Origin of the sequence: Azospirillum brasilense, from assembly GCF_008365405.1 — a bacterium.
Taxonomy (GTDB): domain Bacteria; phylum Pseudomonadota; class Alphaproteobacteria; order Azospirillales; family Azospirillaceae; genus Azospirillum; species Azospirillum brasilense_D.
Genome location: NZ_QOKV01000030.1, coordinates 32,385 through 51,887 on the forward strand (window position 1 = coordinate 32,385; position 19,503 = coordinate 51,887).

The 19,503-nt window shown below is 67.6% G+C and carries 14 protein-coding genes and 1 pseudogene; 9 read left to right on the top strand and 6 right to left on the bottom strand.

The features are described 5' to 3' along the window. Positions 1 to 17 precede the first annotated feature (17 nt). The 3 genes from DS837_RS28520 to DS837_RS28530 all read right to left on the bottom strand — a co-directional run bounded on the left by DS837_RS28520 (position 18) and on the right by DS837_RS28530 (position 4,114). Positions 18 to 1,448, bottom strand: coding sequence for a hypothetical protein (locus DS837_RS28520; RefSeq protein ID WP_149167825.1), 1,431 nt, complete (start codon positions 1,446 to 1,448; stop codon positions 18 to 20). Beyond that, entirely contained in the window at positions 1,445 to 3,370 is a 1,926-nt protein-coding gene (locus DS837_RS28525; protein WP_149167826.1) for an esterase/lipase family protein, read from the bottom strand. The genes DS837_RS28520 and DS837_RS28525 overlap by 4 nt, the downstream gene beginning before the upstream one ends. Positions 3,371 to 3,490: 120 nt before the next feature. Beyond that, entirely contained in the window at positions 3,491 to 4,114 is a 624-nt protein-coding gene (locus DS837_RS28530) for a hypothetical protein (RefSeq protein WP_149167827.1), read from the bottom strand. 596 nt (positions 4,115 to 4,710) lie between these two features. Between DS837_RS28530 and DS837_RS28535 the strand changes: the two genes are divergently transcribed. Both DS837_RS28535 and DS837_RS28540 read left to right on the top strand, forming a co-directional pair. Then, complete coding sequence (locus tag DS837_RS28535) at positions 4,711 to 5,559, top strand: DUF2092 domain-containing protein (protein WP_149167828.1); 849 nt, start codon at positions 4,711 to 4,713, stop codon at positions 5,557 to 5,559. Continuing rightward, entirely contained in the window at positions 5,556 to 6,335 is a 780-nt protein-coding gene (locus DS837_RS28540; RefSeq protein ID WP_149167829.1) for a hypothetical protein, read from the top strand. Before DS837_RS28535 ends, DS837_RS28540 begins: the two co-directional genes overlap by 4 nt. A gap of 58 nt (positions 6,336 to 6,393) precedes the next feature. On the opposite strand, the gene DS837_RS28545 is transcribed toward DS837_RS28540, so the two are convergent. The 3 genes from DS837_RS28545 to DS837_RS28555 form a co-directional block, all read right to left on the bottom strand. Next, entirely contained in the window at positions 6,394 to 7,224 is an 831-nt protein-coding gene (locus DS837_RS28545) for an aminoglycoside adenylyltransferase family protein (protein ID WP_211102429.1), read from the bottom strand. Between the two features lie 128 nt (positions 7,225 to 7,352). Then, positions 7,353 to 7,637 carry a glycine zipper family protein gene (locus DS837_RS28550; RefSeq protein WP_014239563.1) on the bottom strand — a complete coding sequence of 95 codons (285 nt, stop codon included), beginning with the start codon at positions 7,635 to 7,637 and terminating at the stop codon, positions 7,353 to 7,355. A gap of 72 nt (positions 7,638 to 7,709) precedes the next feature. Beyond that, a complete protein-coding gene (locus DS837_RS28555; protein WP_149167830.1) occupies positions 7,710 to 8,111 on the bottom strand; it encodes a Rap1a/Tai family immunity protein in 402 nt (133 codons plus the stop codon). Positions 8,112 to 9,084: 973 nt separating this feature from the next. Here DS837_RS28555 and DS837_RS28560 point away from each other — a divergent pair. The 7 genes and pseudogenes from DS837_RS28560 to DS837_RS28590 all read left to right on the top strand — a co-directional run bounded on the left by DS837_RS28560 (position 9,085) and on the right by DS837_RS28590 (position 19,426). Further along, the gene (locus DS837_RS28560; protein ID WP_247890178.1) at positions 9,085 to 11,307 is read left to right on the top strand and encodes a DUF3141 domain-containing protein; all 2,223 of its coding nucleotides are present in this window, start codon (positions 9,085 to 9,087) and stop codon (positions 11,305 to 11,307) included. Between the two features lie 47 nt (positions 11,308 to 11,354). After that, positions 11,355 to 11,831 (top strand): hypothetical protein, encoded by a 477-nt coding sequence (locus DS837_RS28565; RefSeq protein ID WP_149167832.1) that lies wholly within the window; start codon positions 11,355 to 11,357, stop codon positions 11,829 to 11,831. Positions 11,832 to 11,873: 42 nt separating this feature from the next. Then, positions 11,874 to 12,803 (top strand): annotated as a pseudogene (locus tag DS837_RS28570) (bifunctional enoyl-CoA hydratase/phosphate acetyltransferase); the annotation flags it as partial. Between the two features lie 7 nt (positions 12,804 to 12,810). Continuing rightward, on the top strand, positions 12,811 to 14,013 hold the full coding sequence (locus DS837_RS28575; RefSeq protein WP_247890179.1) for an acetate/propionate family kinase: 1,203 nt from the start codon (positions 12,811 to 12,813) through the stop codon (positions 14,011 to 14,013). Positions 14,014 to 14,148: 135 nt separating this feature from the next. Further along, positions 14,149 to 15,168 (top strand): efflux RND transporter periplasmic adaptor subunit, encoded by a 1,020-nt coding sequence (locus tag DS837_RS28580; protein WP_170296025.1) that lies wholly within the window; start codon positions 14,149 to 14,151, stop codon positions 15,166 to 15,168. Further along, entirely contained in the window at positions 15,165 to 16,304 is a 1,140-nt protein-coding gene (locus tag DS837_RS28585) for an efflux RND transporter periplasmic adaptor subunit (protein ID WP_149167835.1), read from the top strand. The genes DS837_RS28580 and DS837_RS28585 overlap by 4 nt, the downstream gene beginning before the upstream one ends. Beyond that, positions 16,301 to 19,426 carry an efflux RND transporter permease subunit gene (locus DS837_RS28590; RefSeq protein WP_149167836.1) on the top strand — a complete coding sequence of 1,042 codons (3,126 nt, stop codon included), beginning with the start codon at positions 16,301 to 16,303 and terminating at the stop codon, positions 19,424 to 19,426. The genes DS837_RS28585 and DS837_RS28590 overlap by 4 nt, the downstream gene beginning before the upstream one ends. The last annotated feature ends 77 nt before the right edge of the window (positions 19,427 to 19,503 follow it).

The following is a 19,503-nucleotide window of genomic DNA, read 5'->3' on the forward strand; positions in this document are numbered from 1 at the left end:
CGAACGGTCACCCTCGATCAGCGCCGCCGAACAAACCACAGGCGAACGGACCACAGGCCGGCGGCGAGAAGTCCAGCCACCACGGCACCCAGAAGAGCGAAGTCGCCGGCACCGGAGCGTAGGGAATGGCCGCTTTCCGACGCCGCGCGGACCTTCTCCAGATCCTCCCTCAGTGAGGAAAGTGGAAGCGTGGCGAGATCGTCCACAGGGATTGACCCCAGAATGCGTCGCGGATCCGTCGCTGACCACCACCGGCTGTCCAACGGCAGGCCCTCGGCAAGCCAGCCGACCTCCCCCTCGTCCGTGAAGAATTGCGGATCGAGCGTCAGCGGGAACAGGGTCGTCTCGCCCCGCATGCGCAGTTCGATCATTGCGTTCACGTCGTTGCAGACGCCCAGCGCGTAATAGCCGCCGAACGGAAGCTCCGGATGGCGCCGCTTGATCGCGTCATAGGCGCGCACGATGACGCCGGCGAGGCGGATCACCTCCATCGCCTCCTCCCCGCGGTAGCGGTGCGCCACCCTGCCCATGACCCAGGCCTGATCGCGCGTGACGCTCGGGCGGAACACGGCCCGGCCATCGATTCCGAAATAGAAGGACAGATCCGCGTTGACCACACGGCCACGGACGACGAGTTCGTGCTGAGAATGACTGACCGGAACCAGAAGCGTCCGGTCCGTGCCGGGGATCGGCAGCCGGGTGTCGATCCAGAACGGCGTCAGGACATCGCGGCCATGATAGATCAGGTCGCCGAAATTGGCGAAGTAACGCGAATCGCGGACCTCCACGTCGTGGCCGTCGCGCGCCAGCGCTTCCATCAGGGCGCGGGGCGTGTCCAGCGTCCGGCCGTCAAGAGCGACCCGGTGGCGCGGCCTGCCGTCCGGCGCATTCAGGGAGAGGCGGTTGAGCAATTCGGCCAAACGCAGGCCATCGGCGTAGCGTTCGGCCAGTGCGGGATCGACGCGGTCGCCGGACTCCAGCCCAAAGCCCAGCGGGCGCAGATAGGCATCCGGCGCCGGAGGGGTGCCGGCGGCTGGAATGCCCAGCTCCTCATCGACCGCCGCCTCGACCGTAGCGGACCCAGGCGGCGGGCCATCGTCACCGGACCGGTCCAGCATGGCACCGGCGAGCCGCACGGACCGGCCCATTCCCCGGACCGTCAGCCCGGGAAACCGGTCCAGCCCCTCGAAATCCTTGCCGAGGATCATCTCGCGCAGCCGCTTGATCTCATCCGGCCCCAGAATGCCGCCGGCCTTCGGATTGCGCCCCAGGCGCTGGTACAGGGCTTCCACGAAGTCCGGATTCCGGGCCAGCTCGGACATGACCTGCGAGACGGGCAGCCATGGCGCCTCATCCGCCCGCAGAGACGCGGAGCACAGCAGGGCGGCGGACAGGACGAGAGTGGAAACGGCGCGCGGCAGACCCGCGATCAAGAGGCCCACCATCATCGGGTTCGGCTCGCGACACGCGGGGCGCGGGCGTTGGCTCCGGCGCCCGGCGGCCCACACTCGTTGAGTTTCGTGCAGGATTCGTCCCAGTGGAGGAGAAGGATGCGGCGCACCTCCTCGATCGTGCGCGGATCGGACTGCGTCGAGTGCCCGGAACGCACGATATATTCGGATTCGACCCCGTCGATGTGGGCGCTTTTGTATTCCACGACGCCGTCGTCGCCGGTTTCGACCGGTCCATCGCCGCGCACCGCGATGATCGAGTGCGCCTTGACCCCATGGGCGATGGGTATGCGCGCCAGGGTTTGGACCAGAAGGCTGCCCGGGGTCATGGCATGGATGCTGCCAAACCCTGTTTGCCCGGCAAGCGTGGTGCTGGTGCCGTCCAGCTGGCCGATCTCCGAGGTCACTCTCAGGATGCGCCCCGGCAATCGCACCAGGCTTGCGACGAAATGGCTGATCCGGTTGCCGGCGACATAGCTGCCACCGTGCGGCGTGGCGATGAAGACGAGGCGCTTGACCGACGGAACCGGCTTCACGAACAGGGCGCGTGTCAGCAGGTCGCGCGTTTCCTGGTCGAGCTGAAGCTGGTCGGGCGGTTTGCGGAACGCCGCGTTCCACAGTCGGGCGTCCGTGTTCACCGCCGCCATCTTGGTCAGAAGGCCACCCTGGCTGTGCCCGATGACGACCATCTCGCGCAACGCCGGTTCGCGCCCGGACGGGTCCAGGGCGGCCACCGCCTCCTGCAGCGCATCACGCAACAGCAGGGCGGAATAGGGGACGGGATTGCCCGTTTCGTAGCTGAAGAACCAGAACTGGAAGTGGTCGCGGATGCGCGGGTCGCTCTTCAGATCGTTCAGCATCTCGGCCCAGCGCACCGGGCTCGATGCCGTCCCGTGAACGAAGACGACGGGAATGCGGCCGGACCGGTATGGTTCCAGCGCGACCAGGCGGGACGGCATCTTGTCCAGCAGGCCGCCGCGCAGGAAGCCGCCGAACTCGAATTCCCAGACCGGCATTCCGTCCAGCATGTAAGCCAGCGTGGAGGTGTGCTCCACCTCCAGCGGCACGGGTTGGCGGTCGATCAGCACCGCTTCGGTGTCGGAGGAGGGATAGAGTTCGAGTTGGGCGCGCACCTGACCGCCCATGATCTGGCGCCGGGGATCGGTGATGCGCAGCAGCGCGGTCACGGGCGTCTTGACGCGTGGGGCGACCTGGAAGCCTTTCGCCAGGGTGTCCTGCGTGGTCCCCGCCGCCAAGGGCGCGCCGATGCCGGGTTGGCGATAGCGGGCGTCGAGGCCATGAACCTCCAGCTCGGCGACCGGAAAGAATCCGGTCAGCTGGCGCCCGCCCCACGCCAGCTCCCGAGCGTCGAAGGCCACATCCAACGCACCGAACGGGAGCGGGTGGCGCGCCTCCCGAATGGCGATGCCGGTTCTGTCCTCCGTGGCCAGCCCGGAGGTCAGGCCACGGTTGTACAGGTCGGTGGCCAGCCGGAACCGCGGATCGTAGGGGCTGGGCGGCTGGTCCATCCCTCCCGGAAAGAGAAACGCGTAGGCGTAGAGAGCGGACGCCAGATAATAGGGTCGCCCTCCCCGCTCCTCCGCGTGCAGGAACGACATCTCGGCCAAGGCAAAGATCTCGTCGGCGCCGCCATGCCCTTGCGCGACCACCGCGCGGAGGTCGGCCATGGCGTTCTCCGGCTGCGTCAGAAAGCGGTCCGTCAGGGACCACCGGCGCAACACGTTGTGGGTCGGATCGCTGAGCGCGTGCGCCGACAGGACGTTGTGCGTGAGCTGCCGGTGGACGGTGCCATGGTCCACGCGTTCGACGCTGACCGCCGTCGCACAGCCCCCGGCAAGGAGCGTCCCGGCCAGCAGGACCGCGACGGCGAATCCTCTCGGAAAGGGCGGCCGCCTCATCCCGCCGCCCCCCGTTCCACCCGTCGCCACCGGCCGGGCATCGTGGCTTGCGTACACTCCCATGCCCTCCGCCCGGGCTCTCCGCCCCTGCTCTTCGAATGCGTTCGCGACGGCCGCCGTTCAGAACCAGCTCTTGCGCGCCGGCTCGATCGACACCGCGAGGGCTTCGCTGACGACGGCGGTGATCGTGTCGCCAACCTTCAGCGAGGGAATCTTCGCTTGGCGGGCGGGATCCGTCACATTGACGGTGTAGACCTCGCCGCCCTTGGGATTGACGAGGTCGATGCTGTTCGCGCCGAGGTCGATGCCGACGACCAGCCCGCTGAGCTGCGTCACCTGCACGCCGATGCCGCCCGGCGCCTCGGCCGGGCGCGCGATCACCTGCTGGACCTCATCCTCGGGCACGGGGGCGCCGGGTTGGGACACCATGAAAGCCACGGAGCGGTAGAACTGCGCATCGACGGTGTCTCCCACCTTCAGCATCTCCAAGCGCACCGACGGCCCGGCCATGACGGTGACCGGCGTGCCCGACCGTCCGGCCAGCGTGACCTTCCGCTTGTCCGCATCGATGGCCGTGATTTTCGCGTGGATGGTGACGGCGGCACTTTCCGGAATGGCGTTCGTCAGAACGGGCCTGCTCTGCGCCGACGCCGGATGCGGAACGGTGGCCGCCGCCAGGAGCGCGCCGCAGAGAATGCCCATTGCGGCGGCGGTGACGGTTGGCAAGGCTGCACGACGCTTCATGCTATCCTCCTGTCTTGCCCGGCATGCTCCAGCGCCGCCCCCAACTGCCGCCTTCGCGGCGCGACGTTGGCGTGCGGATCTGGAACCGCCCGGTGTGGTGCGTTGTTGTCCACAGCCAAGTCCTGTAGCCGGAGACGCGGCCTCTGACGAGTATTCTACGGTAGCCTGGATTTCGCTGATCCCTGCCGTTGGGCCAGGCGCTCAGAACACATCCGGCACGGTGAAGAGCGTAAGCATCGGACGGCTTCAGCGGTTTCAGTTACCGTAATGGATGTTACGGTAGCGTACTTGGCACGATGAGGGTGTGCCGCCGCTCATCACCGCGGACAACCGCCAACAATGCTCCCGGTCATGAGGGAGGCGGCGGTCGAGCGGCGTATCGTTCCAACAGAGGCTCAGCCCCGCCCCTGGCACCCTTACGTGCGGCGAGCATATTCGCGGTCGCGCCGGAAACTCCGGGCAGCGTTACCGTAGCGGCCTGCGTTGAACGTGGCTGCTACTTCCAATGGCTCCGCTCCATGCTGCTCAATGACGTCCGGAGTCGGGCTCGCGGGAGCATGACCGCCGGCGCGGCGTCCGGGTCAGGAGGGACATTGATGAACGGACCCAGGTGGCTGATACGGTCGGCGCTGTGCCCGGTGCTCTGCGTTTTCGCCCTGGCCGGGCCAGCCTTCGCGGCCGAGGCGCCGCCATCCGACAGCCCGGCGCACGCGGTCGAGCCGGACGAGCCGGACGACTTGCCGATCGACGACGAGGCGATGACCGTCCTGACGCGCATGGCCGACACGCTCGCCCAGGCCCAGCGCTTCACCGTGACCATTCGGGCCAGTTACGACGTGGTTCAGGACACGGGGGAGAAGATCACGTTCGGCGAGCGACGCGCCGTCACCCTGAACCGTCCCGACGGCTTGCGGGTCGAAGCGCAGGAAAGCGACGGGAAGCGGTCGGTCGTGACGTTCGACGGCAAGGCGATCTCCGTGTTCAATGCGGACGAGAACGTCTATGCCCAGATCGAACGGGCCGGCACCATCGACGACGCCGTGCGCTATCTGGTCCAGGATCTTCGGGTGCGGCTGCCGCTGGCGCTTCTGCTGGTCAGCACACTGCCGGACGAGTTGGAGCAACGCCTTCAGACGCTCGACTATGTGGAGCGGGACACGCTCACGGCGGTGCCGACCGATCACTTGGCGGGGCGGACCGAAGATGTCGACTTCCAGATCTGGATCGCCACCGAAGGCCCGCCTCTGCCGCAGCGCGTGACCATCACCTACAAGGGTGACGAGGGCGAGCCGCAATACCGGGCCGAATTCTCCGACTGGAACCTCAACCCGGACGTCCAGCCGGCCCAGCTCGCCTTCCATCCTCCGGACGGTGCGGAACGCATCCCGGTCATGATCCGTGTCCGCCGCAACGCGGCCGGCAGTTCGGAAGGAGCGCCGAAATGAACAGGTCGTCGTCACGGCCATCCTCACGGCCATCGTCGCAGATTGCCTTTTCCATCGCCGCATCCCTGCTTCTGGTGGTCGGATCGGTCGCGGATGCCTATGCCCGCGGCGGCGGAGGTCGCGGCGGCGGCGGCGGCCGAGCGGGCGGCGGGGGTTATTCCCGGTCCGGTCCGGCGGCGGGTGGCGGCTTTTCCGCTCAACGTTCCTCGGCGGGACGATCCACGGCGGGAGTGGGGGCCCGTCAGGCCGGTGCCACCCAGCGGTCGAGCGACCGGATGGCCTCCGCGCAGACGGCGTCCCGGCAGTCCGGCGCTACGGAGCGTTCCGCGCAGCGCGCCGAGACGAAGCAGACACGCACCGAATCCCGGGCCGACACGCGCACTTCGGGCCAGCAGGAACGAACCGAGCGGCAGGGCCAGCGGCAGCAGGGCCAGACCGAACGCACGGAAGCCCGCCAGCAAGGCCAGACCGAACGCACGGAATCGCGGGCCTATGCGGCGCAGAACATCGCCAACGACTGGGACGGTCATCACTACGACGATGACGACGACGATTGGGGCTGGGCCCTTGCGGGTGCGGCGGTGGGAGCGACCGCCGGCTACATCGCCGGGGCCGCCACGGCGACGCCCAATTATGTGACGGTGCTTCCCTGCACACCCACCGTCGTGCCGTACGGCGGCGTCAGCTACTACGGCTGCGGCGGAACTTGGTACAATCGCAGCTATGTGGACGGAAGCGTCACTTACGTTACCGTCACTCCGCCTCCCGGATACTGATTGCTCTGAGCTTGGTCATGATGCGGGCTGTCGGGCCAGCCCACCTTTTCACGGCCTTTCACGACAGGGTCCGAATGTGTGCGATGACGTGGTCGACATGCGGCCGCACCCTCGGCACAAGTCCACTCCAATCCTCCCGCTCCTCACCAAGATAGGCCGCTCGGGCGTGCGCCAGAACGCGCCGGTGCTCCTCGGGCAGACGGGCGAGTGCCCAATCGGCGGCCTGATCCTTCGGGAGGATCTCGCCGGTCGTGAGCGTCGTCCAAATTCGCGCCAGGGTCAGCAGCCCGTTTCGCCTGTCGTCCCCCTCTTCGATCCCCGGGATCAGGATCGGCACCATGTCCACCATGGCCTGGACAAGATCCGCGTGCGGCACCGGATCGAGGACCGAGTCGACGGGCGGGCCGAAGAGCGGCAGGGCCCCGCAACGGGCCGTCTCGATCAGAACGGCGACGTCGGGATCTCGATATGGCCATTCGGGCATGTCGCCCCGCTCGAAATCGACGCGCATCCATTCGCCATACTGGAGCTCAAGGGCGCCGGGGTGGCGCCATGGGATCAGGGCCGGGCGGGCGAGGATGGTGAGTTCGATGGGGCGGCCCGGCCCGCCGACGGCGGTGCTTCCCGAGATCGGCAAAAGCTGGCGGATGATCGCGACGCGTTCACCGTCCGACAGCGATCGATCGGTGACGACAAGGATGTCGAGATCGCTGTTCGGGCGCAGGCCACCCGCGACCGCCGAGCCGTAGAGATACGCGGCTGAGGCAGCGCCGCCGAGAACGTCGCGAACAACCGCCGCAGCGGCGACGGTCTGCTCGCAGGATCGTGGTTCATGCGCCAGGGATGGTATCATCGCGATCAGAATGCCCGCCGCATCGCAGAATGACAACGGCTGGCCAAGCTTCGCGAGCGTCCTTTACGCAGTCGTCGGCGATGCCCGTGACAAGGACGCGCCGGCCATCCAGTGGGGTCGGCGGCATGGCGAGAACGTCCCCGTCAGCGCAGGATCGCCGCGGGTCACTGGGTGCCGCTTCGCTGGGTGGACCCCTGCTGGACGCCGCGCTGGTAGGCCGAGGCCTCGGTCCGCTTGTGATAGTCATAGAGCAGACCGCCGGCCAGACCGGCACCGGCGCCGATGGCCGCACCCATGCCGGCGTTGCCGGCTATGGCGCCGATCAACGCTCCGCCGGCGGCGCCTCCGGTCGTGCCGGTGAGCGCGCGCTGCTGGGTCGGTGACATGTCGGCGCAAGCCGCAAGGGGAAGCGCGACGACGGCGACGCGGAGGATCTGTGTGGGTTTCATGGTCTTTCCCATCCTGGTTGGCCTTTGATCGAAGGCCGTGGACCGCGGCGAAGGAAGCGGAGGCCGGCGGGATCAGGCGCGGCAGGGGTAGCGCTGAGACAGGAAGCGGAACAGCCCATCCACCGGCGGCGTGTCCATCAGCCTGGGATTCTGCTTCGCCCAGGCGACGAAAGCGGAAACGGCGTCGTTGCGCGACGGCGGTGGCGTCGGCGCGCACACCAGCTGGCGCTTGCCTTCGGCGGCCGTCACGACCTGATGGTACTGATAGGCGCCGACGGCGAAACCGTGGCAGAAATGGAGCGCCGCGATGCCGGTCGGGTCGTTTGGTGTGGCTTCGCACAGCCGCACAAGGTCGCCCGTGGTCCGGACCTGAAAATTGGTTTCCGTAGGGGTCGGCCCCATCTGCGCGTTCGCGGCGGTGATCACCGTCGCCGTCAGGGCAACGGCCAGAGCGACCTTGGTTCGGTGTTTCATGGTTTGCTCCCAACGCTTTTTGTGGGCGGCTTTTCAGGGACAGGAGACGCTTCCCCGGCGAACCGGTCGGCCCGATGCGAAATCGATGGACAGCCAATCGATGGACAGCCGATCGGATGGGCAGGGCGCACAGGTCGGGGGAACAATTGAACTCGCAAGACACTGTGCTTTGGAAGGTAGCATTCCTCCAAGCCAAAGCGCAGTCATGCTACGGTAACGCCCACCGTATCGATCATGTGAAGAAGGCCGCCTTCTGTCCGTAATACCGATAAATTGGCAAAATTTACTCTATTTAAAGACAAGTTCTATCTTGTCACAAGGAAAATCATATAAATTCAGTAAACAAAATCGTGCAAATAACGGACAATTGCGGCTTACTACAATCTGAATTTCATTCACGGAAAATCCAAAATCTGGTTTTTGGTCGGGATCCGGTGCCGCCGTACTGTTTTTGGGATGAGCCACCAAAGGAACGTGGCCTGATACGGTAACAGTGCCAACAGTTGCATGCTTCAACGCGGCGGATGATGCGGTGCAGTATTTGCCGTATCAAAGCCAGTGCCTTGGCCCCTCACCTTCTCATCATGGGGCGGTATCCGCAGCGCCAGCGTCGCAGCGCCTTCGCGGATGCAAAGAAGCCGGTCGGCACAGCGAACGCACAGCCGGCACAGGAGCGTACAGCCAAAGAGGGCATGTGATGAAAAATCGGCGGGTGCGCCCCCTGACGGAACAGCAGCCTCTGGCGAGCTGGTTTTCCGCCTGGACTGCGGCATTTCCCTTCCTTGGACCCTTCGTCGAACCCTCGGAAAACGGGGCCGCAGGAAAATCAACGGGGGCAAAATCAACCGGGACAAAGCCGGTGGAAGAGACGACGGCCGGGAAAGGCGCGGATGGTTGGCCAACGCCGGCTTTCCCCAACCCGTTCAATGTTCCCAACCCGTTTCAGGACGCTTTCGACTATGGCGTCGACGCCATGCAGCGCTGGGTCCTGTTCCTGGATGTCCTGCGGCGCCGCGGCGACCAGTTCATGGACCACGCCGATAAAGGAAAGCCGCCCGTTCTGTCCTTCCCGTACGAGGTCGTGATGGAAGGGCGGAGGCTGAAGCGGCCGTGCAACTACATGCTGCTTCGCATTCTGCCGGACCCTGCCGTCGGCACCGACCCATCCAAGCGTCCGTTCGTCATCGTCGATCCGCGCGCCGGTCACGGGCCCGGGATCGGCGGCTTCAAGCCGGACAGCCAGATCGGCACCGCACTGCGCGCCGGGCACCCCTGCTACTTCATCGGCTTTCATCCCGAACCGGAGCCGGGGCAGACCCTCGCCGACGTGGGTGAAGCGGAGGCCTTCTTCATCGAGCATGTCGGAAAACTGCACGACGGCGCGGCCGGCAAGCCGTGCGTCATCGGCAATTGCCAGGCCGGATGGGCGGTGATGGCGCTGAGCGCGGTCCGGCCCGACCTGATGGGACCGATCATCATCGCGGGCTCCCCGCTGTCCTATTGGGCCGGCGTGAAGGGGCGGAACCCGATGCGCTACCTCGGCGGGCTCTATGGCGGCGCGTGGCTCGCCGCCCTGGCCAGCGACCTCGGCAACGGCCGTTTCGACGGGGCGCATCTGGTCGGCAACTTCGAGAAGCTGGACCCGGCCAACACCTATTGGAAGAAGGCGTACAACCTGTACGCCCATATCGACACGGAAGCGGACCGCTACCTTGAGTTCGAAAAGTGGTGGAGCGGCTTCTTCCTGATGAATGGGGAGGAGATCGAGGTCATCACCGACGAACTGTTCGTCGGCAACAAGATGACCAGCGGCGGCATCGTCCGGAACGGGCGCCGGCTGGATTTGCGGAACATCCGCTCGCCCATCCTGGTCTTCGCGTCCTTCGGCGACAACATCACGCCGCCGCAACAGGCGCTGGGCTGGATACTCGATCTCTACAGCGACGTCGAGGACATCCGGGCCCACGAGCAGACCATCGTCTACAATCTGCATCACGACATCGGGCATCTGGGCATCTTCGTGTCCGGCCGCGTCGCCCGCAAGGAAACGTCGGAGTTCGTCGAGAACATCGACTTCATCGACCTGCTGCCACCGGGTCTCTACGAGATGATCCTTCAGCCGAAGGACCCGAACGTCCCCGGCGCCGATCTGGTCGCGGGCGATTACGTGACGCGGTTCGAGCCGCGCACGCTCGACGACATCCGCGGGCTTGGCGGCAACACGCCGGAGGACGACCGACGCTTCGCCGCGGTGGCCCGCATCTCGGACATCAACAAGGGCCTGTACGCCACCTTCGCCCGGCCTTCGATCCAGGCGACCGTCAACGAGCCCTTCGCCGAATGGCTGCGGATGATGAACCCGGCGCGCAGCCAGTACTACCTGTTTTCGCACCTCAACCCCTTCATGGCGGCGGTCGGCCCCATGGCCGATTGGGTGCGCGAGCACCGCCGCCCGGTGAGCCCGGACAACCCGTACCTGAGCGCGCAGAACCGCGTTTCGGACGAGATCGTGCAGGGGCTCGACCGCTGGCGGGACGCGCGCGACGGCGCCGTCGAGCGCCTGTTCATGGGCCTCTACAACGCACCGCTCCTTCAGGCTCTGGTCGGGCTGGCCGCGCCGGGCGAGGACGCGCGGCCGCCGCACGTCCGCGACGAGGCGTTCGAAGCCCTGTTCGAGAAGCGGATGGCCGAAATCATGGCCCGCGTCGAGGAAGGCGGTGTGCGGGAGGCGCTGTTCCGTGTCCTGATCCACGCACGGCGCGGCGAAGGCGCCCTCGACGAGCGCGCCTTCCAGATGCTGCGGAAGATCCGCGAGGAGCATCCCGGCACCCAGCACCAGTCCATGGACGCCGTCCGCGCGGTCTTCCGCGAACAGGTCTTCCTGATGCTGATGGACGAAGCCGCGGCGATGAGCGCGCTGCCCAAGCTGCTGTCCGGCGAGAAGGAGCGCAAGGAGGTGATGGCGCTGGCGGAGCGCGTCCTGGAGGCCTCCGGGCCTTTGACCCCCGACCAGCGCGCCCGCCTGCGGCAGGTGGACGCTCTTTTGCAGAACAAGGAGGAGCGGATCGAGGCCGAGCGCGAGCCGCCCCTGCGCGTGCTGCCCGGTTCCGGCGGATCGTCCCTGGGCAGGGCCGCCTCCGACATCAGCAGGACAGACGCGCAGCGCAGGGTGATGGGCACCGCGAAAGCCAAGTGAACCCGGCGCCGACGCACGGGACTGACAAGCAACAAGGGGAACGCGTCATGAGCAACATGGACCAGACCAAGGCGGCCGCAGCCGTCCCCGACATCGGCGACGACCTGATTTCGCCCGCCGAACTCCGGAAGCTCGCCGAGGAGCACGAGATGGCCCTGCTCCAGGAAGCCCTGGAGCGGGAAAAGAAGCACATGAAGGAACAGGACACCGTCCGCGAAGCCTTCATGAACCAGCACATCCGCCCCGACGCCAAGGAGCGGTTCACCCGCGCGGTGCGCGACGCCGCGTCGCGCGGCGTGAAGGAAATCCAGGTGGCGCGCTTCCCGAGCAGCTACTGCACCGACGGTGGCCGGGCGATCAACAATTTCGAGCCGGACTGGCCGAATTCCCTGACCGGCTTCGCCCGCGAAGCCTACGAGGTCTTCGACAAGAATCTGAGGGCGAAGGGCTACAAGCTGCGGGCGCAGATCCTGGACTATCCCGGCGGCATGCCGGGGGATGTCGGGCTGTATCTGCGCTGGTGAGGGGGGAACGCCATGGCCGGCAACCAGCCACCCTCCCCGCGTCGGCATGAAAAGTACGAACGGCTGGTCGCCGCCTGCCGCGAGATCTCCCCCATCCCCACGGCGGTGGCGCATCCCTGCGACGCCTCGTCCCTGGGCGGCGCCGTCGATGCGGCCCGCCAGGGCTTCATCACCCCGATCCTGATCGGTCCGGCCGCGCGCATCCGGGCCGTGGCGGACGAGTCCGGGCTCGACATCGCCCCGTACGAGATCGTGGATGTGCCGCACAGCCACGCCGCCGCCGCCACGGCGGTGGAACTGGTGCGCCAGGGGCGTGCGCAGCTTCTCATGAAGGGAAGCCTGCACACGGACGAACTGCTGCGCGAGGTGGCGAGGAAGGACAGCGGGCTGCGGACGGAACGGCGCATCAGCCACGTCTTCATCATGGACGTGCCGACCTACGGGAAGCCGCTGTTCATCACCGACGCCGCGGTGAACATCGCGCCGACCCTGGAGGACAAGCGCGACATCATCCAGAACGCCATCGATCTGGCGCGGGCGTTGGGGAATCCCCAGCCGAAGGTGGCGATCCTGTCGGCGGTCGAGACCATCAACCCGAAAATCCCCTCCACCGTGGAGGCCGGCGCGCTGTGCAAGATGGCCGACCGTGGGCAGATCACCGGCGGCCTGCTGGACGGGCCGCTGGCGCTCGACAACGCCATCAGCCCCGAAGCGGTGAGGATCAAGGGCATCGACTCTCCGGTCGCCGGGCAGGCCGACATTCTCGTCGTGCCGGATCTGGAGGCGGGCAACATGCTCGCCAAGAACCTGACCTTCCTGGCGAACGCCGATGCCGCCGGCGTCGTGCTGGGAGCGCGGGTGCCCATCGTGCTGACCAGCCGGGCCGACAGCGTCATGACGCGCATGGCCTCCTGCGCCGTGGCGGCGCTGTACGCGCACCGGCAGCGGGTCGAGCAGCCGGTGAAGGGGTGAGGTCGCCATGACCGAGACGACCATGACCGAAACGGGCATGACCGAAACGATCCTGGTCATCAACGCCGGTTCCTCCAGCATCAAGTTCCAGCTGTTCGATGTGGCGGACGGGACGCTGCCGGGGCGCCTGCGCGGCCGGATCGAGGGGATCGGCACGGCGCCCCGGCTGGTTCTCCAGGACGGAAGCGTTCCCTTGCCGGCTGAATCCGGTGACGGGGTTCCCGGCGCGCTGGCCTTTCTCGGCGCGTGGCTGCGGGAACGGCTGAGCGGCGCCATGCCGGTGGCGGTCGGGCATCGTGTGGTTCACGGCGGACCGGCCTACGACACCCATGTGGCGGTGGACGACACGGTGATCGGGACGCTGGAACGCTACGTTCCGCTCGCCCCGCTCCACCAGCCGAACAATCTGGCGCCGATCCGGGCGATCCGGAAACTCCTGCCGGATGTGCTTCAGGTGGCCTGCTTCGACACGGCCTTTCACCGGCACCATTCCGAACCGGCCGACCGCTACGCCATCCCGGACTCCCTTTACCAGGAAGGCGTGCGGCGCTACGGCTTTCACGGCCTGAGCTACGAATACATCGCCGGGCGCCTGCCGGACCTCGCCCCCGGAATCGCCGGCGGACGGGTCGTCGTCGCGCATCTTGGCAGCGGGGCCAGCATGTGCGCCATCCAAGATGGGCGCAGCGTCGACAGCACCATGGGATTCACCGCGCTGGACGGGCTGCCGATGGGGACGCGGCCAGGGCAGTTGGACCCCGGCGTGGTCCTGTACCTGATGGACAAGGGCACGGACGCCCGCGCCATCGAACGGCTGCTGTACCACGACTGCGGTCTGAAGGGGCTGTCCGGCATCAGCAACGACGTCCGTGACCTGCTGGCCAGCACCGACCCGCGCGCCAGCCTCGCGCTGGACTGCTTCGTCTACCGGGCGAGCCTCGCCATCGGGGCGCTGGCCGCCGCCATGGGGGGCATCGACGGGCTCGTGTTCACGGCCGGCATCGGCGAACGGGCGCCCGCCATCCGCAAGGCCATCGCGGAGCGGGCGCGCTGGCTCGGCTTCGACCTCGACGAGGCGGCCAACGCCGCGAACGCGCTGTGCATCACGACGCCGGACAGCCGGGTCAAGGGCTGCGTCATCCCGACCGACGAGGAACGGATGATCGCGCTTCATACCCGCAACATCCTCCGCCGCCACCGCTCCGCGTGACACGGTCCTGGGAAGGAGAGAGGCATCATGCCCTGGTCATCTGGGTTCGGGTCATCTGGGTTCGGGTCATCCGGATTTTGGTCATCCGGATCGGCGATTGTCGCCGGCCTCCTGCTTCTCGGCTGCGAGCAGCCGGTGCCGCCACCGGCCGAGGCGACGCTGATCCGCGCCCTGCCGGTGCAGGTGAGCCAGTTCGACCGCACCGCCGCGCTGACCGGTGAGATCCAGGCCCGCCACGAAAGCAACCTCGGCTTCCGCGTCGGCGGCAAGGTGGTCGAGCGGCTGGTGGACGTGGGGCAGACGGTCACGTCCGGCCAACTGCTGGCACGGCTGGACAACCAGGACCAGACCAACGCCTTGCGGTCCGCCGAATCCGACGTGGCGGCGGCGCAGGCCGCCGTCGAGCAGAGCCGGACTCAGGAGGAACGCCAGCGCTCCCTGCTCGCCAACGGCTTCACAACCCGGGTCCAGTACGACAACGCCCAGAAGCGCTACCAGCAGGCGCAGGCCGAACTGAACTCCGCCGAGGCACAGCTGGGCTCGGCCCGCGACACGCTGTCCTACACCGAACTGCGGGCCGACCGCGACGGGGTCATCACGGCTAAGACGGCGGAGCCCGGCCAGGTGGTCGCCGTCGGCCAAACGGTGTTGCGGCTGGCCGATCCGGGAGAGCGGGAAGCGGTCTTCCAGGTACCGGGCGCCAGCATTCGGCTGGAAGGACGGGAGGGCCTGCCGACGGTCGAGGTGCGGCTCGTCAACGATGCGAAGACCGTCACCGAGGGAACGATCCGCGAGGTGTCTCCGGGGGTCGATCCGGTGACCCGGACCTACACCGTAAAGGTTTCCCTGCCCAACGCCCCCGACGCCTTCCTGCTGGGTTCCTCCGTCGTCGGGCGGGCCAAGCTGCCGGCGCGGCCGGTGGTCAATCTGCCGTCCTCGGCGCTGTTCCAGACGGAGAATGGAGACCCGGCGGTGTGGGTCGTGGCGCGGCCGGCCGACACAGTGAGCCTGCGCCCCGTCTCCGTCCTGCAATACGACACCGGCACGGTCACCGTCTCCAGCGGCCTCGACAACGGCGATCTGGTGGTGGTCGGCGGCGTCCAGAAGCTGCGGCCGGACCAGAAGGTCACCATCAAGCCGGGGAGCGGCGCATGACCGGCATCGCGCGGCCGAACACGTGGCGGCCAACCACGAACCCGCTGCTCATCGCGCTTCTGGCCCTGGCCCCGGCGCTGGCGGCCTGTCAGCCGCAGGGCGGCCATCACGCCGACGCGGCGCCGGTGATCCGGCCGGTGCGGACCATCACCGTGGAGCCGGTGACCTTCCGGATGGGCGGCTCCGCCACCGGAACCATCGAGGCGCGGGCCGACGCCGACCTTGGCTTCCGCATCGCCGGAAAGCTGGTCGAGCGCAAGGTCGATGTGGGCAATCTGGTCAAGGCCGGCGACGTGCTGGCGCGGCTGGACGACCAGGACCAGCGCAACGCGCTGCGGACCGCCGAGGCGAACCTCGCCTCCGCGCAGGCCGATCAGGTGCAGGCGCGCAACGAGGAGTCCCGCAAGCGGGAACTGCTGGCCAACGGCAACGCCCCCCAGGCGCAGTACGACGCGGCGCTGCTGGCGATGCGCACCGCCGACGCCAAGGTCGTCGCGACGCAGGCGGCGCTGCAATCGGCCCGCGACCGGGTCGGCTACACAGAGCTGCGGGCGGATCGGGACGGCGTGGTGACCACCATCGGGGCCGAGCCCGGACAGGTGGTCGAAGCCGGCCAGATGGTGGTGCGCGTCGCCCAGCCGGAGGAGCGCGAAGCCGTCTTCAACGTCGCCGAGACCGGCATCCGGGCGGCACCGAAGGACCCGGTGATCGAGGTCTCGCTGGCCGGCGCGCCGGACATCGCGGCGGTGGGCCGCGTCCGCGAGATCTCGCCCCAGGCCGATCCCGTCACCCGGACCCACACCGTCCGGATCGCGCTGGACAACCCGCCCGACGCCCTGCGCCTCGGCGCGACCGTCGTCGGCCGCCTGAAGCAGCCGCCCGCTCCGGTGGTCGAGCTGCCGGGAACGGCGCTGTTCGAGGAGGCGGGGCGGAGCTTCGTCTGGGTCGTCGATCCGAAGGCCCAGACCGTCCGGCGCCAGCCGGTCGTGATTAGGGCCAGGGAAAGCGATGGCCCGGTCATCGTCACCGAGGGCCTGACCCGCGGCGACGTCGTGGTCACCGCCGGCGTGCACAGCCTGAGCGAAGGCCAGCGGGTCCGGTTCAACCAGAAAATAGAAACGGCGGCGGCACCATGACCGGCTTCAATCTCTCCGAGTGGGCTCTGCGCCACCGCTCCTTCGTCTGGTACCTGATCATCTCGCTGACCTTGGCGGGCGGCATGGCCTACATGCGCCTCGGCCGCGAGGAGGACCCGGCCTTCACGATCAAGACCATGGTGGTCCAGGCCAACTGGCCCGGCGCCACCATCGAGGACACCATGAAGCTGGTGACCGACCCGATCGAGAAGAAGCTGGAGGAGATCCCCTATCTCGACTACGTCAAGAGCTACACCAAGCCCGGCATCTCGGTCGTCTACGTCAACCTGAAGGACTACACGCCGGCCGAGGCGGTGCCCGACCTGTGGTATCAGGTCCGCAAGAAGATCGCCGACATGAAGGCCACCCTGCCGCAGGGCGTGCAGGGGCCGGCCTTCAACGACGAGTTCGGCGACACCTTCGGCACGGTCTTCGCCTTCACCGCCGACGGCTTCAGCTACCGCGAGCTGAAGGATTATGCGGAGACCGCGCGGGCCGATCTCATGCGCGTGCCGGACGTCGGCAAGATCCAGTTCGTCGGCGTCCAGAACGAGCGGATCTACCTCGACTTCTCGACGCGCAAGCTGGCCGCGATGGGGATCGACCGCGAGCAGGTCATCGCCGAGCTTCAGGCCCAGAACGCCGTGGCCCCGGCCGGCGTGGTGCAGGCGGGCGACGAGAAGATCTCGGTCCGGGTCAGCGGCGCCTTCACGTCGGAGGACAGCCTGCGCGCCATCAGCCTGCGCGCCAACGACAAGTTCTACCGGCTGGCCGATCTGGCGGACATCCGGCGCGGCTACGCCGACCCGCCGTCACCGCTGTTCCGCTACAACGGGCAGCCGGCCATCGGGATGATCATCTCCATGGCGGCCGGCGGCAACGTGCTGACCTTCGGCGAGGGCATCCGCGAGCGGATGCGGCAGGTCGAGGCGAACCTGCCGGTGGGCATCGGCGTCCACCTCGTCGCCAACCAGTCGGTGGTGGTGGAGGAATCGGTCGCCGGCTTCACCAAGGCGCTGAAGGAAGCGGTCGTCATCGTCCTGGTGGTCAGCTTCATCAGCCTGGGGCTGCGCGCCGGGCTGGTGGTGGCGACCTCCATCCCGCTGGTGCTGGGCATGACCTTCATCGGCATGGAGTTCTTCGACATCACGCTCCAGCGCATCTCGCTGGGCGCGCTGATCATCGCGCTCGGCCTGCTGGTGGACGACGCCATGATCACCGTGGAGATGATGATCACCAAGCTGGAGGAGGGCTTCAGCCTGGATAAGGCGGCGACCTTCGCCTACACCTCCACGGCCTTTCCCATGCTGACCGGCACGCTGATCACCGTGGCCGGTTTCATCCCCATCGGCTTCGCCCAGGGCGGTGCGGCGGAATACTGCTTCACGCTGTTCGCCGTGGTGGCGATGGCGCTGCTGTTCTCCTGGATCGTGGCGGTCCTGTTCGCGCCCCTCATCGGGGTGAACGTGCTGCCCAAGACCATGAAATCGAAGCATGGCGGCGAACCGGGACGCCTGATGCGGATGTTCCGGGGCAGCCTGCGCTTGGCCATGCGGGCGCGCTATCTGGTGATCGTCGCCACGCTGCTGCTGTTCGGCCTGTCGGTCTTCGGCCTGCGCTTCGTCCAGCAGCAGTTCTTCCCCGCCTCCGACCGCCCGGAGCTGCTGGTCAATCTGACCCTGCCGCAGACGGCCTCGATCCGGGCGACCGAGGAGGTGGTGGATCGCTTCGAGAGGGTGCTGGCGGCCGACCCCGACGTCGAGCGCTGGAGCTTCTACGTCGGCCAGGGCGCGGTGCGCTTCTACCTGCCGCTCGACGTGCAGCTGGCCAACGACTACTTCGCGCAGGCCGTGGTGGTGACCAAGGGCTACAAGGTCCGCGAGGACGTCCGCGCCCGGCTGGAGAAGGTGCTGAACGAGAACTTCTCCGATCTGAACACGCGGGTCAGCCCGCTGGAGATGGGGCCGCCGGTCGGCTGGCCGATCCAGTACCGCGTCTCCGGACCCGACGTTGGCGAGGTGCGGGCCATCGCCGCCCGGATGGCCGACACCATCGGCACCAACCCCTACACGCTGCTGGTCAACTACGACTGGAACGAGCCGTCGAAGGTGGTGCGGGTCGATGTGGACCAGGACAAGGCCCGCCTGCTGGGGATCAGCTCCAAATCGCTCAATCAGGCGCTGAACGCCACAGTGTCGGGTGCCGCCTTCACGCAGGTGCGCGACGACATTTATCTGATCGACGTGGTCGCCCAGGCGACCAACGCGGAGCGCAGCTCCATCGAGACGCTGCGCAACCTCCAGATCGCTATTCCGGACGGCCGCACCGTGCCGCTGGGCGAGGTCGCGACCATGCGCTACGACCTGGAGCAGCCGGTGGTCTGGCGGCGGACGCGCCTGCCGACCATCACCGTCCAGGCCGATCTGGTCCCCCCGCTGCAGGCCGCGACGGTGGTGCAGCAGCTGGCCCCGGCGGTGGAGGAACTGCGGCGCAGCCTGCCGCCCGGCTACTCCATCGAAGCGGGCGGCACGGTGGAGAACAGCGCCAAGGGCATGGCCTCGATCACCGCCGTCTTCCCGATCATGGTCTTCGTCATGCTGACTATCCTCATGATCCAGCTTCAGAGCTTCCAGAAGCTGTTCCTGGTCATCAGCGTGGCGCCGCTCGGCCTGATCGGCGTCGTCGCGGCGCTGCTGCCGACCGGCACGCCGCTGGGCTTCGTCGCCATTCTGGGCGTGGTCGCGCTGATCGGCATGATCGTCCGCAACTCGGTCATCATGATCGCCCAGATCGACGAGCATCTGGAGGCCGGGGAGCATCCCTGGGACGCCGTCATCAACGCCACCATGCACCGCGTGCGGCCGATCCTGCTGACGGCGGCGGCGGCCAGCCTGGGCATGATCCCCATCGCGCCCGAGGTCTTCTGGGGCCCCATGGCCTACGCGATCATCGGCGGCCTGATCGTGGCGACCCTGCTGACGCTGCTCTTCCTGCCGGCGCTCTACGTCGCCTGGTTCCGAATCCGGGAACCGGCGGCGGAGGAACGCGCCAAGCCGCGGTACGACGAGGCCATGCACCCGCCGGGGCCGGCGCCGACCAAGGGGGTGACGAGCGGTGTGTGACCATCCGCCGATCCGCCCCCTCACGCGGTGCGCCTCCGCGGACGTCTCCGTCGGCGCCGGATGAGCGGGAACATCGA